General features: G+C 64.2%; 18 protein-coding genes. 8 read left to right on the plus strand and 10 right to left on the minus strand.

The window, feature by feature from the left end:
* Nucleotides 1-191: 191 nt before the first annotated feature.
* The 3 genes from ACIQC5_RS06135 to ACIQC5_RS06145 all read right to left on the minus strand — a co-directional run bounded on the left by ACIQC5_RS06135 (nucleotide 192) and on the right by ACIQC5_RS06145 (nucleotide 3,104).
* Nucleotides 192-1,619, minus strand: coding sequence for a class II fumarate hydratase (locus ACIQC5_RS06135; RefSeq protein ID WP_400279477.1), 1,428 nt, complete (start codon nucleotides 1,617-1,619; stop codon nucleotides 192-194).
* An 87-nt stretch (nucleotides 1,620-1,706) separates the two neighbouring features.
* Nucleotides 1,707-2,321: a carbonic anhydrase gene (locus ACIQC5_RS06140; RefSeq protein WP_400279479.1), complete on the minus strand. Its 615-nt coding sequence runs from the start codon at nucleotides 2,319-2,321 to the stop codon at nucleotides 1,707-1,709.
* 9 nt (nucleotides 2,322-2,330) lie between these two features.
* The gene (locus ACIQC5_RS06145) at nucleotides 2,331-3,104 is read right to left on the minus strand and encodes a DUF4245 domain-containing protein (RefSeq protein ID WP_400279482.1); all 774 of its coding nucleotides are present in this window, start codon (nucleotides 3,102-3,104) and stop codon (nucleotides 2,331-2,333) included.
* A gap of 125 nt (nucleotides 3,105-3,229) precedes the next feature.
* Here ACIQC5_RS06145 and glpX point away from each other — a divergent pair, with 125 nt between their 5' ends.
* Entirely contained in the window at nucleotides 3,230-4,252 is a 1,023-nt protein-coding gene (gene glpX, locus ACIQC5_RS06150) for a class II fructose-bisphosphatase (protein WP_400279485.1), read from the plus strand.
* Nucleotides 4,253-4,542: 290 nt separating this feature from the next.
* Here the strand turns inward: glpX and ACIQC5_RS06155 are convergent, their stop codons facing one another.
* From ACIQC5_RS06155 to ACIQC5_RS06175, 5 genes are read right to left on the minus strand one after another with little or no spacing between them, the layout of a single operon-like run.
* On the minus strand, nucleotides 4,543-5,478 hold the full coding sequence (locus ACIQC5_RS06155; RefSeq protein WP_400279488.1) for a lipid II:glycine glycyltransferase FemX: 936 nt from the start codon (nucleotides 5,476-5,478) through the stop codon (nucleotides 4,543-4,545).
* Nucleotides 5,479-5,481: 3 nt separating this feature from the next.
* Entirely contained in the window at nucleotides 5,482-6,732 is a 1,251-nt protein-coding gene (gene manA, locus ACIQC5_RS06160) for a mannose-6-phosphate isomerase, class I (protein ID WP_400279491.1), read from the minus strand.
* Between the two features lie 55 nt (nucleotides 6,733-6,787).
* Nucleotides 6,788-8,419, minus strand: coding sequence for an LCP family protein (locus ACIQC5_RS06165; RefSeq protein WP_400279494.1), 1,632 nt, complete (start codon nucleotides 8,417-8,419; stop codon nucleotides 6,788-6,790).
* 10 nt (nucleotides 8,420-8,429) lie between these two features.
* Nucleotides 8,430-8,993, minus strand: a complete 564-nt coding sequence (gene purE, locus ACIQC5_RS06170) for a 5-(carboxyamino)imidazole ribonucleotide mutase (RefSeq protein WP_400279496.1) — start codon at nucleotides 8,991-8,993, stop codon at nucleotides 8,430-8,432.
* Entirely contained in the window at nucleotides 8,990-10,177 is a 1,188-nt protein-coding gene (locus ACIQC5_RS06175; RefSeq protein ID WP_400279498.1) for a 5-(carboxyamino)imidazole ribonucleotide synthase, read from the minus strand. The genes purE and ACIQC5_RS06175 overlap by 4 nt, the downstream gene beginning before the upstream one ends.
* Before the next feature lie 169 nt (nucleotides 10,178-10,346).
* On the opposite strand from ACIQC5_RS06175, the gene ACIQC5_RS06180 reads away from it, so the two are divergent.
* Nucleotides 10,347-10,919, plus strand: coding sequence for a GtrA family protein (locus ACIQC5_RS06180; RefSeq protein WP_400279501.1), 573 nt, complete (start codon nucleotides 10,347-10,349; stop codon nucleotides 10,917-10,919).
* On the opposite strand, the gene ACIQC5_RS06185 is transcribed toward ACIQC5_RS06180, so the two are convergent.
* Nucleotides 10,906-11,601 (minus strand): TIGR03089 family protein, encoded by a 696-nt coding sequence (locus ACIQC5_RS06185; RefSeq protein WP_400279504.1) that lies wholly within the window; start codon nucleotides 11,599-11,601, stop codon nucleotides 10,906-10,908. The genes ACIQC5_RS06180 and ACIQC5_RS06185 overlap by 14 nt on opposite strands.
* 365 nt (nucleotides 11,602-11,966) lie before the next feature.
* Between ACIQC5_RS06185 and ACIQC5_RS06190 the strand changes: the two genes are divergently transcribed.
* The 3 genes from ACIQC5_RS06190 to ACIQC5_RS06200 are packed head-to-tail and all read left to right on the plus strand — an operon-like array spanning nucleotide 11,967 to nucleotide 17,564.
* On the plus strand, nucleotides 11,967-12,512 hold the full coding sequence (locus tag ACIQC5_RS06190; RefSeq protein ID WP_400279507.1) for a WhiB family transcriptional regulator: 546 nt from the start codon (nucleotides 11,967-11,969) through the stop codon (nucleotides 12,510-12,512).
* A 29-nt stretch (nucleotides 12,513-12,541) separates the two neighbouring features.
* The gene (locus ACIQC5_RS06195) at nucleotides 12,542-15,883 is read left to right on the plus strand and encodes a glycosyltransferase (protein ID WP_400279509.1); all 3,342 of its coding nucleotides are present in this window, start codon (nucleotides 12,542-12,544) and stop codon (nucleotides 15,881-15,883) included.
* The gene (locus ACIQC5_RS06200; RefSeq protein ID WP_400279512.1) at nucleotides 15,876-17,564 is read left to right on the plus strand and encodes a DUF5719 family protein; all 1,689 of its coding nucleotides are present in this window, start codon (nucleotides 15,876-15,878) and stop codon (nucleotides 17,562-17,564) included. The genes ACIQC5_RS06195 and ACIQC5_RS06200 overlap by 8 nt, the downstream gene beginning before the upstream one ends.
* Before the next feature lie 12 nt (nucleotides 17,565-17,576).
* Here the strand turns inward: ACIQC5_RS06200 and ACIQC5_RS06205 are convergent, their stop codons facing one another.
* Complete coding sequence (locus ACIQC5_RS06205) at nucleotides 17,577-18,089, minus strand: metallopeptidase family protein (protein ID WP_400279515.1); 513 nt, start codon at nucleotides 18,087-18,089, stop codon at nucleotides 17,577-17,579.
* A gap of 142 nt (nucleotides 18,090-18,231) precedes the next feature.
* Here ACIQC5_RS06205 and ACIQC5_RS06210 point away from each other — a divergent pair, with 142 nt between their 5' ends.
* The 3 genes from ACIQC5_RS06210 to ahcY all read left to right on the plus strand — a co-directional run bounded on the left by ACIQC5_RS06210 (nucleotide 18,232) and on the right by ahcY (nucleotide 20,486).
* Nucleotides 18,232-18,606 carry a DUF3499 domain-containing protein gene (locus ACIQC5_RS06210; protein ID WP_400279517.1) on the plus strand — a complete coding sequence of 125 codons (375 nt, stop codon included), beginning with the start codon at nucleotides 18,232-18,234 and terminating at the stop codon, nucleotides 18,604-18,606.
* 137 nt (nucleotides 18,607-18,743) lie between these two features.
* On the plus strand, nucleotides 18,744-18,962 hold the full coding sequence (locus ACIQC5_RS06215; protein ID WP_400279520.1) for a Trm112 family protein: 219 nt from the start codon (nucleotides 18,744-18,746) through the stop codon (nucleotides 18,960-18,962).
* 45 nt (nucleotides 18,963-19,007) lie between these two features.
* Complete coding sequence (gene ahcY / locus ACIQC5_RS06220; RefSeq protein ID WP_400279522.1) at nucleotides 19,008-20,486, plus strand: adenosylhomocysteinase; 1,479 nt, start codon at nucleotides 19,008-19,010, stop codon at nucleotides 20,484-20,486.
* Nucleotides 20,487-20,514 lie beyond the last annotated feature (28 nt).

Consider the following 20,514-nt stretch of genomic DNA (forward strand, 5'->3'; position numbering starts at 1 on the left):
TTTGCACTCTTCGCAGAAAAGTGCAAAAAGATCCGAAAGTCTTGTGCAGCCAATGCCCTTTGGGAGGGGTGAGAAGGGCATCTGCTGTACAACGACTCCGGGTACGACGACGGCCGGCACCCTTCGTGAGAAAGATGCCGGCCGTCGTCGTGCGTTGAGCGGTAAGTCGTGTTTTGACTGCTACGTCAAGGTCAGGCCTTGTGGGCCGGGGACGTCATGGTGGTGACGTCCAGGGCCTTGTCGAGTTCAGCCTCGGTGACCTTGCCGTCGCCTTCGCCGACGAAGCCAAGCTTCTCGGTGGCCTGGCGGATGGTCAAGCCCTCTTTGACGGCGACCTTGGCGATCTTGGCGGCGTTCTCGTAGCCGATGAACTTGTTCAGCGGGGTCACGATGGACGGGGAAGCCTCGGCAAGGAAGCGGGCGCGCTCCACATTGGCGGTGATGCCGTCGATCATCTTGTCGGCCATGACGCGGCTGGTGTTGGCCAGCAGGCGGATGGACTCAAGAAGGTTGGCGGCCATGACGGGGATGCCGACGTTGAGCTCGAAGGCGCCGTTGGTGCCGGACCAGGCGATCGCGGTGTCGTTGCCGATGACCTGGGCGCACACCATGATGGACGCTTCGCAGATGACGGGGTTGACCTTGCCCGGCATGATCGAGGAACCCGGCTGCAGGTCCGGGATGGCGATTTCGCCGAGGCCGGTGTTGGGGCCCGAACCCATCCAGCGGAGGTCGTTGTTGATCTTCATGAAGGAAATCGCAATGTTGCGCAGCTGGCTGGAGCCTTCGATCAGGCCATCGCGGTTTGCCTGGGCCTCGAAGTGGTCGCGGGCTTCGGTCAAAGGCAGCCCCGTGTCAGCGGCGAGGAGCTCGATGACGCGCTCCGGGAAACCGGCCGGGGTGTTGATGCCTGTTCCGACGGCGGTGCCGCCGAGGGGAACTTCGGCAACGCGGGGGAGTGCAGCGTTGATGCGCTCGACGCCGTAGCGGACCTGTGCAGCGTAGCCACCGAACTCCTGGCCGAGCATGACCGGCGTGGCATCCATGAGGTGCGTGCGGCCGGACTTGACGACGTCCTTGAACTCGACAGCCTTGCGGTCAAGGGAAGCAGCCAGGTACTCGAGTGCCGGGATCAGGTCGTTGATCAGGGCCGAGGTGGCGGCAACGTGCACGGAGGTCGGGAAGACGTCGTTGGAGGACTGCGACGCGTTCACGTGGTCGTTCGGGTGGACGACTTTGTCGCTCCCGGCAGCTGCGAGGGCACGCGAAGCGAGCTCCGCGATGACCTCGTTGGTGTTCATGTTGGAGGAAGTGCCCGAGCCGGTCTGGAAGACGTCGATCGGGAAGTCGCCGTCGTACTTACCGGTGGCAACCTCGTCGGCAGCGGCGGCGATAGCCTCGGCGAGCTCACCATCGAGCACCCCCAGTTCGGCGTTCGCCAGTGCAGCGGCCTTCTTGACGCGTGCAAGGGCTTCGATGTGAGTGCGCTCAAGCGTCTTGCCGGAGATCGGGAAGTTCTCCACAGCACGCTGCGTCTGGGCGCGGTAGAGGGCGTTCACGGGGACGCGAACCTCGCCCATCGTGTCATGTTCAATACGGAACTCAGTGGTGGAAGTCATGGGGCTAGCTTAGGTCGACTGAGGGCCGCATCGAAAACCCGGAAGGGAGTGCTACGTGCTCCGGCCAGAGGGCCGGAGCACCGCGCGTTAAAGCTTTCCGATCCCGGAAACGAGCGCCGCACGGCCCTCGTCAAGCTTGTAGGACAGGCCGACAACGGCCACACGGCCGTCGTCGATGGCGGCGGAAATCACACGCGAACTGTCGGCCAACCGTGTGGCAGTCTGCTTCACGTGCTCCACCACCATGTCATTGACGTCCTCCTGCTCATTGCGCAAGGAGGTCAGAACGGACGGCGTGATTCGTTCCACGAGGTCGCGGATGAAGCCGCCCGGCATCTCGCCGGTTTCGACCGCGGCTTTGGTGGCTTTGACGGCACCGCAGCTGTCGTGGCCCAGGATGACGATCAGCGGCACGCGCAGCTCGCTGATGCTGTATTCCAGCGAGCCGAGGACGGCGTCGTCAATGACCTGCCCTGCGGTGCGAACCACGAAGGCATCGCCCAGGCCGAGGTCGAAGATGATCTCAGCGGCAAGACGGGAATCGGAGCAACCAAAAATGACGGCAAACGGGTTCTGGTTCTCGATGAGCGAAGATCGGCGGGATGCGTCCTGGTTGGGGTGCAGGGATTCGCCGGCAACAAAACGTTCGTTGCCCTCGCGAAGGCGGCGCCAGGCAAGGGCGGGAGTCAGATAAGTAGGCACCTGATTACTTTACGGCGCGGTGGTGGCCGCCTGCGAAAGTGTTGCGCCAGGTTGTGTGGTTGCTGCAGGTGCTTGGTCCGCGGACTTCACGACGGCGGCGGCGAGCGTTGCGAACTCCTCCAAGCTGGCCGTGCCGGTCAGGATGATCGTGGTGCCGCGGTACTCAAGGATCATGCTGCGCTTATCCTTGCCCGAATCCCGGAGTTCCCAGTCCCGCCCGCCCGCGTTGCGCGTCCCCGTAACAGGGAGGTTCCCCGCTTGCTGAAGGATCCACGTGGGATTGGCCTGGTTGGTCTGGGTAAGGCCAATGAAGGCCTCCTTGGGAGTCAGGTAACCAACCTCCCACGTGGGCACGCCACTGCCGGAGCCGGATTCCCACCGTGCGTAGTTTGCTGTGAATGTGTCACCGGTATCGGGCGTGACAGGTGTGAATCCCGCCACATCGCTCGCGTTGCGTGCAACGGCAGAGACATCGACGGCGGGACGGAACCCCTCGCCCTTCGGTGCAGGATTCATCAGGACCACCGGCAGGAAAGCGAGGACGCAGAGCACCAAGGCAATGATCATGCCGATGACCGAGGCATTCGCCCGCTTGGCGGCTTTCGCCGGGATGACGGGCTTGTACGGGGCATCGGCCGCGCTGTCCGGGGTGGCCCCAACAGCATCCGGTTGGTTGTTGGCCACGGGCTTGTCCTGCGTTTCACTCACCCTTCCATAGTCCCTTATGGCGGCAGTGAACACACAACCGGCAATCTCACCGACGGTATTGCGGACGGTGGTCATTCAACGACTCCAAGTGGATGCGGCGACTATGATCGTTGGTAGAGGAACCCCAGGTTGCCTCGTGCAACCGTGTCCGGTCCCGTGAATCGTCACTCGAAGAAGAGGTTCAAGTGTCTCCTGCACCAATGACCCAGCAGTATTCCACGATTTCGCCGTCGCTCGCCGTTGGCCTCGACGAGCCCGACCGCAACCTTGCGCTGGAACTCGTTCGCGTCACCGAGGCCGCGGCCATTGCCGGTGGCCACTGGGTAGGTTTCGGCGACAAGAACAAGGCCGACGGCGCTGCCGTTGACGCCATGCGCTCCTTCCTGCACACCGTCCACTTCAATGGCGTCGTGGTCATCGGTGAAGGCGAAAAGGACGAGGCTCCCATGTTGTTCAATGGCGAGCAGGTCGGTGACGGCACCGGCCCCGAGTGCGACGTCGCCGTGGACCCCATCGACGGAACCCGCCTCACCGCCTTGGGCATCAACAACGCCCTGGCTGTCCTTGCAGTTGCTGAACGTGGCTCCATGTTCGACCCCTCCGCGGTGTTCTACATGGAGAAGCTCGTGACCGGCCCCGAAGCAGCCGACATGGTTGACCTCCGCCTCCCGGTCAAGCAGAACCTGCACCTGATCGCCAAGGCCAAGGGCGTCAAGGTCAACCAGCTCAACGTCATGATCCTGGACCGCGACCGGCACCGTCCGCTCGTGGAGGAAATCCGCGAAGCAGGCGCGCGCACCAAGTTCATTATGGACGGCGACGTCGCGGGCGCCATTGCGGCCGCGCGCTCCGGCACCGGCGTGGACGCGCTCATGGGCATCGGCGGCACCCCGGAAGGCATCGTCGCAGCCTGTGCCATCAAGTCGCTGGGTGGCGTCATCCAGGGCCGCCTCTGGCCCACCTCGGACGAAGAGAAGCAGAAGGCGATCGACGCCGGACACGACCTCGACCGCGTCCTCTCCACCAACGACCTCGTCACCTCGGACAACTGCTACTTCGCAGCCACGGGCATCACCGACGGCGACCTGCTCCACGGCGTTCGCTACCAGAAGGACCGCGTACTGACGCAGTCCATCGTGATGCGCTCGAAGTCCGGAACCGTGCGCTTCGTTGATGCTGAACACCACGCCTCCAAGTGGGAGACGTACGCGCGCAAGCCGTAACCCGTCCCTGCTTGTCGCGTCTTGTGACGCAAAAAGCGCCCTATCGCTCTGCGGCTATCTCCTCGTACCTCGTCGATTTGATGCCGCTGACGCGATAGGGCGCTTTTTGCTGTCTGGGTGCGTTTGCGCCGCGGCCCGTCTCCGCTTGCGGGCGTTGTGAGGGGTAGCGCGTGGCGTCCTGACCTGGTTTGAGGCCACAGGTGGTCCGACACGCCGTGATCCCCGGCGTGTTTGGGGGAGCGGAGGCCCAAAGAGGGTCAACACGCCACATTGCCCAAAGGTTGGCGCGGTTAGCGGAGCTTGTTTCGGAGGCTACGTGCCAGTTGGTAGGCCGTGTAGCGGAGTTTGTTCACGGGGAGGTCCCAGGTGCCGGGGTAAGCTACTTCGCGGCCTCCGAAGGACTTCTTGAAGGACGTGAACCCTGCCCACTTGTGGTCTGGTTGGTCCTCCGGGGCGACGCCCCACAGGTCAACGTGTTTGAGGCCCTTCTCCTTGGCATCAGCCATGAGAGTTACCAGCAGCGGAATTCCTGCGCTGAGCTTGCGGTGGGTATCGTCCAGGGCGGCGTGCGCGTACGTGCGGGTGTCCGCGGAGTCGTAGGCGAAGGCGGCGGCGATCGGTTGGCCCTCAAGCTCGGCGATGAACAGCGTTCCCGCGCCCGCCGGGAGGAGCGATTCCGCCACCTGCGTGAGGTAGGAGTCGCTCTGGGGCTTGAAGCCGTTTCTGGCAGCCGTCAGGTGGAGGAAGTGCAAGAGTACGGAGATATCCGCGGGATCCTGCGATGCACGGAACGTCACACCTTTCTTGTGGATGTTCCGGTAGAGGTTTCGGTTGGTGGGCTTCATGCCGGCCAGGACGTCCTTGAAATCGCCGTCAAGGTCAACAATCCAGCTCAGCTCGGGCTGCTGGTTGACCGGCGCCGGCTGCAGGCCCCGGGCGCGGAGGAGGGGTCCGGCGTCGGACGCGCTGAATCCTGCCTCCACCGGTTCCATTCGGACGAAGACCGCACGCTCTTTCCGGGCCAAAGCCACCAGGGCCGCTGTGGCGGCGTCGAAAGCTTCCAACGACTTGGCAATGGGGCCGTAAGGGGCATAGAGAACTTTGCCTGCGGGGTTCTTCTCCTCAACGGCGAGGAAGCTCCACCCCGGACCCGACTGCTCGTGGACGCGGCGGCCAAGGGAGCGCTGGACAGCGGCCCATGCGGGCGTCTGCAGGAAAAACTCCATGGATCAGTTCCCCAGTCCGGTGGTGACCGCAAACGCGATGCTCGTCTCGGTGGTTCCCTGCGCCGGGTGGACCATGACGGGGTTCTCAGCCTCGGGAATGAACGCTGTGCCGCCTTGGCCGAGCGGAAGATCGCTCTTGGGCGAGTCAAGTACCACCGAACCAGCAACCACAACGACGACGGCGGGACCGGACTGCGCGAGCGGAACCGGCTCGGCGCCGGGGCTAAGTTCGATTCGCTGCAGCTGGAACTCACGGAACGGCGGGCGGTACAGTTCCTGGCCGAACTCCGTCCCGCTCGCTTCGACGCGGGGAACACCCAAGGACTCAAAGCGGACGGTCTTCAGCAGTTCGGGGATGTCAACATGCTTGGGCGTGAGTCCGCCGCGCAGGACGTTGTCCGAGGACGCCATGACCTCGATGCCCAACCCGTGGATGTAGGCATGGACATTGCCTGCGGGCAGATATACCGCTTCGCCTGGCTGCAGGGAAAGGTGGTTGAGCAGGAGCGAAATGAGGACGCCGGGATCGCCGGGGAAGGATTCGTTGATGCCGAGCATCGCGGTGAGGGCGTCCTCGTGCGGTTCGGTCGGGGCGCCGGCGCTCAGGACCGCGATGACCTCGTTGATGGCGTCCGATACGTCCGTGCCGCCGGCGATCAGCCTGCTGAAGGCAGCCTTCAGCGCCGCGGGCTCGTCGTCTCCGGAGAGATCGGCGATCACGCCGCCCACCACAGCCGGAACGTCCACGGCCGCCGAATCCAGGATGGATGCCAGATGCTCAAAGATGTCTTTAGCCGCAGATGCCGAACGGAATCCGCAGAGTGCCCGGAACGGCGTCAGTGCAAAGATCATCTCAGGCTTGTGGTTGTCATCGCGATAATTGCGCTCGGCCGAATCGGCGGGGATACCCGCCTCGTTTTCGCGCGCGAATCCTTCCCGGGCCTGCTCCAAGCTGGGGTGGACCTGCAAAGAAAGCGGCTGTTCAGCGGCCAGGACCTTGGTGAGGAAGGGAAGCCTGGGCCCGAATTCGCTGACGCTCGCTGCGCCCAGGAAGTGAACAGGGTCCGAGGAGATCAGCGCGTCCAAGGCCTGGCTCGTACCATCGGGGCGGACAGCCGTGGAGGGGGAGTCAGGGTGGGCTCCGATCCACAGTTCTGCCTCCGGCCCACCTGAGGCCGGCCGCCCCAGCAACCCGGCAATCGCCGTCGTCGAACCCCATGCGTAGGGTCGCAAAACATTCTCAATCTGGTACACGAAAGAAAGTCCTTATCGTTGCGCTGAACGTGAGGTGAAGTGGAATGGGCCGGGCCTACAGCGGGGCGCACTGTCCGTTGGTAGCGACGAGGTCGCGGATGCCCTGTTCGTCGCCCTGGGCCTTGAGCCCATTGAGCAGCTCCTCGGTGATGGGGGTGCCGTCCGGGGTGGTGGTAACCGGGGTGAAGTCCGTAGACGTGGGCGAGGGCTGCTGGCCGGTTGAAGCGAGGCCGTTGGCAACCGGACCAGCAGCCACAACGGTGCCAGCGGCGGGCGCGTTGTTGGGCAGCAGGACGTCGTCGGCCTTGGGCTGGTTCGACGGCTTGAGCAGTTCCTGGACCCGGGAATGGATGAGGTCGAAGTCCGGGACAGTGGAGAAGGAGGCCTCGAAGTCAGGCGGGCCGATCGTGAGCCGCTGGACCGGCTGGTTCTTGGACTTCAGCGCCAGATCAACAAAGCTGCCGAGCTGGGCGGAGGAAATGTTGGATTCCACCACCTTGGTGCCGGCGTTGGCAATGTCCTCGAACTTGGTCAGCAGAGTGGCAGGATCCAGTTGCTTGAGCATGGCCTGCTGGACGCATTGCTGGCGCGCGATGCGGGCGTAATCGTCCACGAATTCGCGGGAACGGCCGTACCAAAGGGCATGGAAGCCATCCAGGTGCTGGTCGCCGGCCGGGATCCAGCCATCGGGCATTCCGTGGATCCCGTTGGCCTCGTCAGTGACAGGACCGCTGATGGGCACCCAGCCGCCGGCCCTGATGCGGATCCCGCCCATGGCGTCGATAAGTTTGGCGAAGCCGTCCATGTCCACCAGGACGTATGCCTGGACAGTGATGCCCAAGGTGCCGGACACCGCTTCCAAGGTGGCCTGTGCGCCGGGGTCTGCGACACCCGGGTAGAGGTCCTTGTAGTTGTTCGTGACCTCGGTGTTGACCGCATTGATGAGGCACTCGTCGCCGCAGTTGTAGCCCTCCGGGTAAATCTCCCGCATGGGCGAACCCTCGCTGAACTGCGCATTCTGCAGGTTTCGAGGCACGGAGATGATGGCGCTTTCGCCCGTGGTGGCGTCGACGCTGACCACTGACAAACTGTCCGGTCGTCTACCGGTCCGGTCGTCTCCGGCGTCGCCGCCCATCATCAGGAAGTTGTAGCGGCCGTCCACGGGATCGATGGCCGGCCCGGCGTTGAAAATGCTGCCGATGGCGTTGCGGCTGACGTTCAGGACGTACGCGACGTACCCGAGCGATCCGCTCGCAAGGAGTGTGGCCACAACCAACACCACGGAGATGATGGGCCGCATGCCCGGGGCGAGCAGCGCCGGCCGGATGATCCGGAGGGTATTCAGGAACAAGTAAGCCCAGCCCAGGGCCAGGGCGACCAGGATCACGATGACCACGAGGGAACCCACTGGGTGGGTCACGATGCTCAGGAGAAGCGTGCGATTCACCAGAGCCGTGAAGAGCGTCAGCAGGGCGAGAGCCCACACGGTCAGGGTGACGCGTAAAGCCCGGCGCCCCAGCTTGCGGTCTCCCGCAACAATCTGCGCACTGCCCGGGATGAAAAGGGTGAGGAGGACCAGCACAAAGGCGCGCTTGGTCCGCACCGGGGCGCTGGCCCCGGACGGATAGCGGACGGGATCAGTCAGGGCGGAGCCGTTCTGATGCGGGTTCGAGTGCATGGTGGTCATCCGCTGCCTCCTAGCGGCTGCTCCGGGCTGAAGCATTGGCTGGGGAGAAGACCTCTTCTACCTTGTGGCGGAGGTTCGCGCCCTTCTTGGTTGCGACGTCGTTCAGTTCCTGGGCGAAGTCGAGCAGGTCAGCGCGCAGTTGCGTAGCGAGCTCGTCCGTGCCGGAGGCAAGCATCCGCACGGCAAGAAGGCCTGCGTTGCGGGCCCCGGCGATGGAGACCGTGGCCACCGGAACTCCGGCGGGCATCTGCACGATGGACAGTAGGGAGTCCATGCCATCGAGGGTCTTCAGCGGGACCGGCACGCCAATGACGGGCAGGGGAGTGACCGAGGCAAGCATGCCGGGCAAGTGTGCTGCGCCGCCCGCACCGGCGATGATGACGCGCAAGCCACGCTCGTGGGCCGTTTGGCCATAACGGATCATTTCCGTGGGCATCCGGTGGGCGGAGACAACGTCCGCCTCGAACGGAATGCCAAACTCAGCCAGGGCGTCCGCGGCGGCTTCCATGACCGGCCAGTCGGAGTCCGAGCCCATGACGAGCCCTACAAGCGGGGCTGGGGTTTCTGCGGTCATTCGGTCTCCTCGGTGGTGTTCTGCGCCGGCATGCGGCCGTCACGGATGATGTCTGCCACGGCCGTGGCGCGCTGGCGGACGGAGTCGACGTCGGAAACCGAGCTGCCGACGAGGTTGACGTGCCCGATCTTCCGGCCCGGGCGAACGGACTTGCCGTAGCAGTGGACCTTGGCTGCCGGCTCATACGCCAGCGCCATGGGGAACGCGTCAAAAAGGTTCTGGTTGTCTCCACCCAGGAAGTTCTTCATGACCACGACGGGAGCCAACGCATCGGTGGCGCCCAGCGGAAGGTCCAGCACCGCGCGAAGGTGTTGTTCGAACTGGCTGGTAATGGAACCGTCCTGCGTCCAGTGCCCGGTGTTGTGCGGGCGCATGGCGAGCTCATTGATGAGGAAGCCGGCACCGACGCCCGGGGTCTCAAAAAGCTCTGCCGCCATGACGCCCGTGACGCCGAGTTCATTGGCAATCCGCAAGGCGGCCTCTTCTGCAGCGGCTGCAACTTCCAAGGGGATGTTCTGGGCCGGGGCAATGACTTCGTCGCACACACCGTCCACCTGGATGGTGTGGACCACAGGCCAGGCGCGTGATTCGCCGCCGGGCGTGCGGGCAACCAGGGCGGAGAGCTCGCGGCTGAACTCCACCTTGGCTTCGGCCAGGAGCGGGCTCATGGATTCGAACCAGTCGGCCGTTTCCGCGGCATCCTCAGCGGAGTCGACCATGCGTACTCCCTTGCCGTCATAGCCTCCGCGCGGGGTCTTCAGCACTACCGGCCACCCGATGTCGTCACCAAAAGCCACGAGGTCCTGGACGGTGTGTACGGCTGCCCACTTGGGGTTGGGTAGTCCGAGGCGGTCGATGGCCGCACGCATGACGAGCTTGTCCTGGGCGTTCACCAAAGCATCAGGGCCGGGCTGGACGTTGACCCCGGCATCGAGAAGTGCACGCAGGTGCTCGGTGGGAACGTGTTCATGGTCGAAGGTCAGAACGTCAACGCCCTTGGAGAACTCAAGGAGAGCGTCAAGGTCCTTGTAGTCGCCCACAGGAGCCGTGGCCACGGCAGGGACAGCCGAAACGTCCTCACCCTCAGCCAAAACGCGGAGTTCAAAGCCCAAGGCGGTAGCGGGCGGAGCCATCATGCGCGCGAGCTGGCCGCCGCCAACAACGCCAATTACTGGAAAAGTCACAAGGTTCAGCCTACCGAACCGGGGCCCGGATCACTGATTCTGCCGCCTGCCATCTGTGAAGCGCACTGTAGTATCGGCGTTCTCACAGGCCCCTCCGGGGTGGCTCTAGGAAATCGGCGCTAAAATGGACGTGGCCCATCGGCCCAATTTTCAACGGCCATGGAGGGTCATGATCACCACACTTGCAGATCGCATTCGCGGACTTGCCTCGCTCTTTTGGCGCGAAGTAGCCAAATTCGGCGCCGTAGGCGGTGTTGCTTTCGTCATCGACTCGGCGGTGTACATCTGGCTGTTCTCCGGTCCGATGCACGGCAGTGAAGTTTGGGCGAAGGCAATTGCGACCATCGTGGCAAGCGTGTTCTCTTGGGTGGCCAACCGATTCTGGACCTTCCGTCACCGGAAGCAGGCCAACGTGGTCCGCGAGGCCGTGTTGTTCGCCGTCATGAACTTCGTCGGGCTTCTTATTGCCTCCGGCTGCGTATGGTTCGCCAAGTACGTGCTTGACCTCAATGACAAACCGTCGCTCTTCATTGCCGGCAGCGTCGTGGGGCTCATCCTGGGCACCATCTTCCGCTTCTTTGCCTACCGGTTCTGGGTCTTCAACGAAGAGCTGGACGCCGAGCCCGCGTACTCGCATGACCACGAGATCATCGAGTTGCACCACAAGGCCAAGGCAGGGGCCGCGGAGACCGTTCCGGGCCAGTCGACCGACCCGGAGTTCCCGTCCCTTAAGAACCGCTGACGCGCTCGTTATCCAGCAGGTGCTGGGTGACGTCCAAGTCGGGGTGCACCAGCACTACCGAGCCATCTTCTTTCCACGCCCCCAGTGCGGCTGCAAGGCCTGCCTCCAAGCCGTTGGCGGCCCGGACCAGCAGGCGAACGCCGCTTTCTTGTCCCGTGGCAAAACCTTCCAGAAGATCGCCGTGCTCGTGGCCCGCGCTGCCGCGCAACGCAGGCAGCCCGGCCTCGGGTTCGTTGTGGGCCATGAAGACGTCACCGTGTGAGCGGACTTCCGCGGCATAATCCACGACGCCGGACGGCAGCTCACCGGGCCAGCGCATGGCAAGTGCGGCAAGCGGCACGGCGACGATCGCCTGGAATCCGGCGGCAGCAGCGTCGTCGGGAGTGTCAGTGACCAAGAGATCGGCGGCGCCGTCGTCGAGCACCACCTCCATGCCCAACTGCCACGCAGCCAGCGCCCATACAAAGGACTTCCAATGGGCAGGCAGGTCCAGCCGAAGGCTCATTCCCGGCTCTGCGTCCAGTTCGTCTTGGAGCAGGTTGCTGGTCTTGGCCACCCAGTTGTCCAGGACGCGCCCCGAGAGCTCAACACGCTCTGAATCCGGGCCGTACCACGTCAGGCGCGGAGAGGTTGAATGGCCGGACCGCAGAGCGGTCATCAGGTTCGCTGCCGGGATGCTCATGGATCAATCTTGCCACGGTGATCGAACCCGGGACCGGGTGATTGTGAATTGCACCACACCGCATCAGGGGCGCGTGCCGGTTTGAATCCGGCGGTGCGGAAAATTCCCCGGTATTTCAAGGAATGTTCAGATCAACTGATGCTAGGCTTCCGTTTCCCCGGCGGGTTCCGGGGGTCACCCCGAAAATGTTGGGCGTGGCGCATCCCACGTTTCTACAGAATCTTGATTATTATCCCGGCGCGGCTTGACTGACGGGTAGTTACACGCGTGTAATTAGTAATCAAACGCCGCTGCGTAGATCTCCGGAACATCGCCGGGAATCGGAAAAACATCCAAGCAGCAGCTGCAAAATCAGGAGGGACGCCATGGGGCAAGCGTTGCGTATCCAGGAAGATGCAGTCGTCGCAGAACATGCGTCGGTGAAATACCGTTCGCGGGAAGTACCGGGGGATTGGTACGTAGATCCTGCGGATCCGGAAGCGGCAGATCGGTACAACCAGAATGCGCAGGAATCATTGGAAGATCAGGCAACTGCTCTTCTTGCTGCTCATGAGGCGTTGATCGGAGATCTGCCTGCTGGGCCGGACGAAGACCTGGACGACCCTCCCATGGAGTTGCGTCGTCCGAGTGAAACCCCCGGTCAGCCGGTGTGGATTGGCCTTCCGAGCCAAGGCGACTTCGACGACGAAGGCGAACTTGGCTGGCAGACTGACGCGCTGTGCGCGCAGACGGACCCGGAAGCTTTCTTCCCCGAAAAGGGTGGATCAACGAGGGACGCCAAGAAGGTGTGCGGAGCGTGCAACGTGCGTTCGCAGTGCCTTGAGTACGCCCTCGCAAATGATGAGCGTTTTGGCATTTGGGGCGGCCTCTCCGAGCGTGAACGCCGCCGGCTCAGGAAGCGAGCGGTCTGATTCTCAAGGAAGTACACGTTACCGCCGTCGTGGTTGCCCACGACGGCGGGAGCTATCTCCCCAGGACTTTGGCGGCACTGTCGGACCAGACGCGTTCGGCAGATGCCGCCATTGGCATTGATACGGGCTCATCGGACAACTCCGCGGAGTTGCTGCGCGAAGCCCTTGGCCCGGCCAACGTCATTGACTACGTTCATGCAAAGGCCGGTTTCGGGGCGGCGGTCCAGGCAGGCTTGAACGAGCTGGCTTCCATTGACGCGGATGCGGCTAACGACGCGGCTGTGACGGAATGGATCTGGCTGCTTCACGACGACGCCGCGCCAGCGCCGGACGCCCTGGCCGAACTCCTCCACGCGGTGGAACGAGCGCCGTCCGTGACTGTCGCCGGTTGCAAGCAATTGGGCTGGGACGCCAAGCGGCATTTGGTGGACGTAGGTCTTTCCACCAGTCGATGGGCGGAGCGCCTGACGCTGATCGACGCTGACGAAGTCGATCAAGGCCAACACGATGGCCGCACCGATACTTTTGCCGTCAATTCCGCAGGCATGCTCATCCGCCGCGAGGTGTGGGACCTCCTGCAGGGCTTCGATCCGGCGCTTCCGGGAACGGGCGACGACGTCGATTTCTGCTGGCGCAACTGGTTGGCAGGCAACCGCGTGGTGGTGGTCCCGAACGCACGCATGTTCCACGTGGAAAACCGTCCCAACGGATTGGGCACTGCGTCGGCAGCACGCAAAGCCCAGATCCATATGCGCCTCAAGCACACGCCGTGGTGGAATGTTCCTTTCCAGGCCGCCGGCGCGCTGCTTGGAGCGATCATCCGGATGGTAATGAGCATCCTGGTCAAGGAACCCGGCTACGGCTTTACCCAGTTGGCCGCAACGTTCGCTGCCCTGGCGCGCCCCTTGGCCGTGGTGAGGGCCCGCCGTGTTGCCGCAAAGACCCGGCGGGTGCATCGCTCGGTGGTCCGTGGGCTGCAGAAGCCATCCAGGGAAGTCCGGGCCAACCGGCGCTCCTTACTGGAAGCGATCCGGCCCGGCGAGGATTCGCCGGCTGTTTCCGATCTCCTGGCACCGGAGCCCAGCGGTGACGCTGCAGACGACTTCGCTGCCTTGGCCACCAATGAACGCGGTTGGGTGGGAACCGGCGCGGTAGCTGCTGCGCTCTTGGCCTTGGGTGCTTCGCTTGTAGGCCTGCTCGGTTTGCTGCGCTCTGGTGCGGTCACAGGTGGGGGGCTTCTCCCCGTCTCAGCGTCCCCCGGCGATATTTGGGCCAATGCCTCCGCTTGGTGGATTGGACTGGGCGCCGGGCTTCCCGGCCATGGTGATCCTTTTGGATACGTTCTGTGGCTGCTCTCGCTGTTCGGTGGTGGTGACGCCAATGCCGCCATGGCCTGGCTGCTGATCCTGGCCATGCCGCTTTCCGGCGTTTGCGCCTGGTTCGCTGCCGGTGCCTTGACCACGAGCAGGCGGTTCCGGATGGTTGCCGCCCTGGCCTGGTCCGCGGCACCCGCACTTCTGATTGCCGTTAATGAGGGACGTGCCGGCGCCTTGGTGGCGCACGTCATGATGCCGCTGTTGCTCTTGGCGCTGTTGCGTGCCTCTGGCTCGGCCATCGGCCAGGGCCGCTACGCCGCACGGGTGCCCTTTAGCCGCCGTGCAACTCCGGTGCTCGGCAAGCCCGGCATCAACGGAACGCCGTCGTGGACCGCTGCAGCTGCTGCAGGCCTGGCACTGGCCATTGTCACGGCTTCGGCGCCGTCGCTGCTCGGGCCGATCGCGGTGGCCATCATTCTTGCCGCCGTGATCCTGGGGCACCGCGGCAGGACGTTGTGGTGGTCGCTCCTTCCCGCGGCAGCTCTCTTCATTCCCTACGGGATTTCAGTGATTGACCGGCCCCGCTCGCTGCTCGCCGACCCCGGTCTGCCGCTCACCTTCGAAGCGGCGCCGCTGTGGCAACAACTTTTGGGGCAGCCTCTCGCCTTCGACATCGACGGCGGACTGGCCGGCTTGCCGGTCTTCGGACCGGGCCCTGTGCCTTGGGCGCTGCTGTTGGCCTTGCTCGTGAGCGTTCCCATCCTGCTCCTGGCCATCGCATCTCTCTTTGTGCCCGGAAAGCGCACGGCCGTTGCCCGGGTTTTCTGGGTGACTGCATTGGCTGTCCTGGCCGGCAGCTGGTTGCTGGGCCACGTGGCCACGGGCGTCAACAACAACGTTATTGTCGGCCCGTTCACCGGGCCCGCGGTTTCGGCGGCCGGCATGCTGCTCCTTGGTGCAGCCATGGTGGGGGCAGAAAAGATCTTCGCCGCACCCCGGCGGACAAACGACCCAAGCCACCGGAGCCTGCCCCTGAGGCGCATCGCGTCCGCTGTGGCACTGGTTGTCCTGATGGCTGGGCCGATTGCCGGACTGGGCGCCTGGACGGTTCAGAACGTCCTCCAATCGTCGTCGGTTTCTCCCTCCGCGTCATCGCCTGCTGAGGACTTGCCGCCAACGCCGCTTGGCTCGTTGCGGCAGGTACGGCCGGTGGACAACGGCACCTTGCCAGCAACCGCCGTCGACCGTGGCCAGGGTCCTGAACGGACGCGAACGCTGGTGATCACCAGCGGTGAAGAGGGGGTGTTCACGTCGTCCCTGATGCGCGATGCCGGGACCACGCTGGACAACCTGTCCACCATCGCCTCCGCCCGGTCCATCATCGGTGCTCCTGGCCGCGAAGAGATTGCAACGGACGACGCCGCCACGGCTTCCATCCGCCGGGCCGTCGCCACGATTGTGGCGAGCACGGGAGTAGATCCGCGGGCTGACCTTGAGCAGTTGGGTGCCGGTTTCGTGGTGCTCAAGGCCGCCGATGACGCGGCCCAACTGACTGCCAGCAGGATTGACGCCGTTCCAGGCCTCGTAGCCGTTGGCCAGACGGACGCCGGTTGGCTGTGGCGTGTCACGCCGCGGAAGGACGCTGCCGCCACCGCCGCCGATGCTGCGCACCGCGTTCGGATTGTGGATGCGAAGGGTGCAGTGGTGGGTTCCCTCCCGTCCGGCGAAGTTTCAGTGGATGCCACTGTTCCCGCCGGGGATGAGGGCCGCAAGGTTGTTCTGGCTGAACGCTCCGATCCCGGGTGGACGGCATGGATTGATGGGCGCCAATTAAAGAGCACGACGTCGGGCTGGTCCCAGGCGTTCGACCTTCCGTCCAGCGGAGGCGCCTTGGAAATCCGCTATACCAACCCTTGGGCATTGTGGCTGGGCATCTTGCAGGCCGTCGTGATCGGATTGACGATCCTGCTTGCCGTTCCCATGCCCGCCCGCCGTTCGCGAACCGGTATGTCGAGGGACGAAATCTCCCTCCGTAAGGAGTACAGCAGTGTCTGAGGACCCCAAGGACAAGGTCGAGGTAGGCCCGGAGCCCAAGAAGTCCCGCGAGTCGCGGAAATCCGAGTCGGCTCGATCCCGCGATTCCAAGGGCTCCAATGGTTCCCGTGGTTCCAATAAGGGCCTCATCACTGGAGTCCTGTCCGCGGTGGTCATCCTGGCCGCCGGCGGCGGCGCCGTGGCAGCAACGTCCATGGTGCCGGAGCCTTCAGGCGGCACGTCCATGGACGTTCCCCAGGCCGACGTTCCTGCGGGCCGTTCGCTTGGCGTCTGCCCGGAGCCTGCGCGGTTGGTCACGGGCACTGTGGTGGGGACCGACGCGGATTTCAGCCCCGTATCAACCACGGCCACGAGTACGCTGAATGCGGTTGTGCTGAGCAACCCCGCCGGGACCATCCCTGGCAGCAAGGTAACGGGTTTGGCCGGGAACGCGATTGCCGAGATCGCCAAGGCTCCCACCAGCACACCGACGCCCTCACCGGGTCCGCCCGTGCTGGCCGCGGCCGTGGCGTCCATCAATTCCGTCTCGTCCACCACTGTGGTGGGAGCTGAGCCGATCGGTAGCGAACAGGCCTCACTGTCTGCCAATCTGGCCTATTCGGCAACGGACGGTGACCTGCGCGGATTGGCTGCGGCTCCCTGCCAGCGACCCGGAAATGACGCTTGGCTGATGGGGGCAAACACAGCTTTGGGGCGCACCGCAGTCCTTAACCTGAGCAATGCTTCCGAGACTCCGGCGACGGTTAACCTGGACCTCTTTGGGTACAAGGGCCAGATCCAGGCTCCCGGGGCGCGCGGACTCCTGATTGCCCCGGGCACCACCCGCTCCGTAAACCTGGCCGGTTTGGCTCCGGGGGAATCCCAGCTTGCGGTCCACCTGCGCAGCACAGGCGGTCCTGTTGCGGGCACCATCCAGCAGAGCGTGTTGCGTGGCCTGACGGCCGGTGGCGTCGACTTCCTTACGCCCGGCGCCGGTCCTTCCAACCAACAGGTCATGACCGGGATCGATATCCAGGATTCAGCAGCCATCAAGGCCCTCGGCAGCAAGTCGGGCTTCACTGATGCGGTGCCTGCCCTGCAGATCGCCGTGCCGGGCTCCACGGACGCAGTGGTTGAGGTCAAACTCTTTGGCGCCAACGGTGAACGTGCGGTACCCGGCGGGGGAGTCGTCACCGTCAAGGGTGGTTCTGTGGCCACGCTCGACCTCGACGGTGTTCCTGCGGGTACCTACACCGTCCAAGCCACGTCCGACGTAGCCTTCGTGGCGTCCGCGAGGGTTGCCCGTGGGGCGAAGGCCGAAGAGGCAACCGACTTTGCTTGGTCGCCATCGTCGGCCCGGTTGGGCAGCCAGCATCTGGTTGCAGTGCCGCGGGAGGGCCAACGCTCCTTCAGCTTCGGTGTTCCGGAAGGCCGGGCCACTGTCAGTTACGCTCCTGTGACCACCGACGGCAAGGTAGGCAAGGCCGTGGATGTCGACATGTCCGGCGGCACCACGTCACTCATCGAACTGCCCGCAAAGGTGGGCGACTCCGTCGTGGCCGGGTACGTAGTGTCCGCGTCCGGGGATCCCGTCCATGGCGCACTGTTGCTCGGTAAAGAGGGGCGCGCGGATGTGTCGGTTGTGGCCATCCAGGATGCCGCAGCGGGGCTGGAAAAGGTCCCTGTGACGGTGGGGTACTAGCCGGCCCGAGGGCTACTGGTAGCGGCGGCGGTAAACGGGATCCAGTGTTTCGGGTGGCACGCCGAGCATTTCGGCCGTGTACTCCACCACAACGTCATGGACCAGGTCCTGGAGCTCTTCCCGGGTACCGCATGCCTGCTCCACAACTCTGCGGTACACCGTGATCATGGGAGCCTCGCCCTTGCCGCCCGGAGTGTAGGAACCCATGGGCGCGCTGGTTCCGGAGGCCACGAGTTGCTCCAGGTTCGGCGGGATTTCGTCAACTGCAAAGAGCACGCCATCGAGTTGCTTGCCCCACATGTCCTGAAGGCGCTCCGCGGAGTCCAGGACAAGGTCGTCAAAGCGCTCGGAACGGGTCCGGAAGGCGGGAAGCGTCGGTAGCATCAATTCGCCGCGCAGCCCCCGTCCGTGACGGTTACGCCGACGCCGCCGGAAACCGCGGGCCCCGGCTTGTTCCTCGTTCTGACTGCCTTCGGCATCAGACCACCGGACATTGAAGCCGGGAACATGTGGCTGTGACTGCATATATCGACTTTAGTCCCGAGTAACCGCCAACGCGACATAATGCCCGCGACACCGCGGCTTTGAGGGTTCATCAGGGTCTCCCAGCGGGTCACGGGCGCCCAATGCGCAAAGTAGGGGCCAGGAACCGCTAATCTGGGATGTTGTGGGTGCTATTCGTCAGTGTTCAAGATCAGCCTGCCGCCAATCAGCGGTGGCCACTTTGACGTACGTTTATGCCGAGTCAACGGCCGTTCTGGGTCCCCTGGCCATGTACGCCGAACCCCATGCCTATGACCTCTGCGCCCAGCATGCCCAAACTCTGACTGTCCCGCGTGGTTGGGAAGTTTTGCGCCTCGCCATGCCGGCGACTCCGCCGGAACCTGGACCGGATGACCTGCTCGCACTGGCCAACGCCGTGCGCGAGGCTGCTGCGGCCCCGGAGCCAACAACCAGGACCAGCCGGCCGCACGTCGAAGCACCCGCGGTCGTCGAAGGGACGCGGCGCGGCCACCTGCGCATTCTTCGCGAACCCTCCTAGACCGGCCGCTCTCCAGAGCTCACCGGCGGACGCAAATCGTCGCCGCTCCGTGGCTGATCGTCCTGCGCGGTAGGCTGGAATCTGCATATAAGTCCGCCAGCGGCGCCACGCCCGGCGCCACCCAGGGAGCATCATTCATGCCAAAGGTCAGTCCTGAACTGTTGTCCATCCTGCGCTGCCCCGTTACGGGTTCACCGCTGGTCCAGGAAGGCGACGAGCTTGTTTCCACCACGGCCGCCGCTGATGGTGAAAAGGTCCGCTACGCGATCGAGGACGGCATTCCCCTGCTCTTGCCGCCGGAACTGCTCGCCGCTGCCAACGCGGCCAGCTCCGACCAGCACGACGCCAAAGCCTGACCCCCACTTCAGACAGCAAAACGCACGGTACCCCTAAGGACTTTCATGACTTTCGATTACAAAGTGGCTGACATTTCCCTTGCCGAGGCAGGCCGCCACCAGATCCGACTTGCCGAGCACGAAATGCCGGGCCTCATGTCGCTGCGCGCGGAATTCGGCGCTTCGCAGCCGCTCAAGGGTGCGCGCATCGCCGGTTCGCTGCACATGACGGTCCAGACCGCCGTCCTGATCGAAACCCTCACCGCCCTGGGCGCGGAAGTTCGCTGGGCTTCCTGCAACATCTTCTCCACCCAGGATGAAGCCGCAGCCGCCGTGGTGGTTGGCAAGGGTACGCCCGAGGATCCCCAGGGTGTTCCCGTCTTTGCCTGGAAGGGAGAAACCCTCGAGGAATACTGGTGGACCGCCGAGCAGATCCTCACCTGGCCGGGTGCCAAGGAAAACCCCGAGCTGGGTCCGAACATGATTCTCGACGACGGCGGCGACGCCACGCTGCTGCTGCACAAGGGCGTTGAGTTCGAAGCTGCCGGCGCTGTCCCGGCCGCAACCGAGAATGACGCAGAGGAATACGTCCTCATCCTGGACCTGCTGCGCAGGACGCAGGCCGAAGATGCCGGCAAGTGGACGCGCCTGGCGGCCCGCATCGAAGGCGTCACCGAGGAAACCACCACTGGCGTTCACCGCCTGTACCAGCTCGCGGAGCAGGGCAAGCTGCTGTTCCCGGCCATCAACGTCAACGACTCCGTCACCAAGAGCAAGTTCGACAACAAGTACGGCATCCGTCACTCCCTGCCGGACGGCATCAACAGGGCCACGGACGTCCTCATGGGCGGCAAGGTCGCCGTCGTCTGCGGTTATGGCGACGTCGGCAAGGGCGCCGCGGAAGCGCTGCGCGGCCAGGGCTCCCGTGTTGTGGTCACCGAGATTGACCCGATCTGTGCACTGCAGGCGGCGATGGACGGCTACCAGGTAGCCAAGCTGGAGTCGGTCCTCGCTCAGGGTGACATCTTCATCACCACCACAGGCAACAAGGACGTCATCATGGCCGAGCACATGCTGGGCATGAAGAACAAGGCGATCGTGGGCAACATCGGCCACTTCGATAACGAGATCGACATCGCCGGCCTGGCGAAGGTTCCCGGAGTCAAGAAGGTCGAGATCAAGCCGCAGGTCCACGAATGGGTCTTCGACGGCGGCACCGACACGGAGCGCTCCATCATCGTCTTGTCCGAAGGTCGCCTGCTCAACCTCGGCAACGCCACCGGCCACCCGTCATTCGTCATGAGCAACTCCTTCGCCAACCAGACGATCGCGCAGATCGAGCTCTGGACGAAGAAGGACCAGCCGGCCGGTGAGCGCGAGTACGGGAAGCAGGTTTACGTGCTCCCGAAGATCCTTGACGAGAAGGTGGCGCGCCTCCACCTGGATGCGCTGGGCGTCGAACTGACTGAACTCAGCAAGGACCAGGCCGATTATCTGGACCTGGATGTCGCCGGTCCTTACAAGCCGGAGCACTACCGCTACTAGGCCTGGCTGCCACACCCATCAACACACC

Source organism: Paenarthrobacter sp. NPDC092416, assembly GCF_044755025.1.
Classification (GTDB): Bacteria; Actinomycetota; Actinomycetes; order Actinomycetales; family Micrococcaceae; genus Arthrobacter.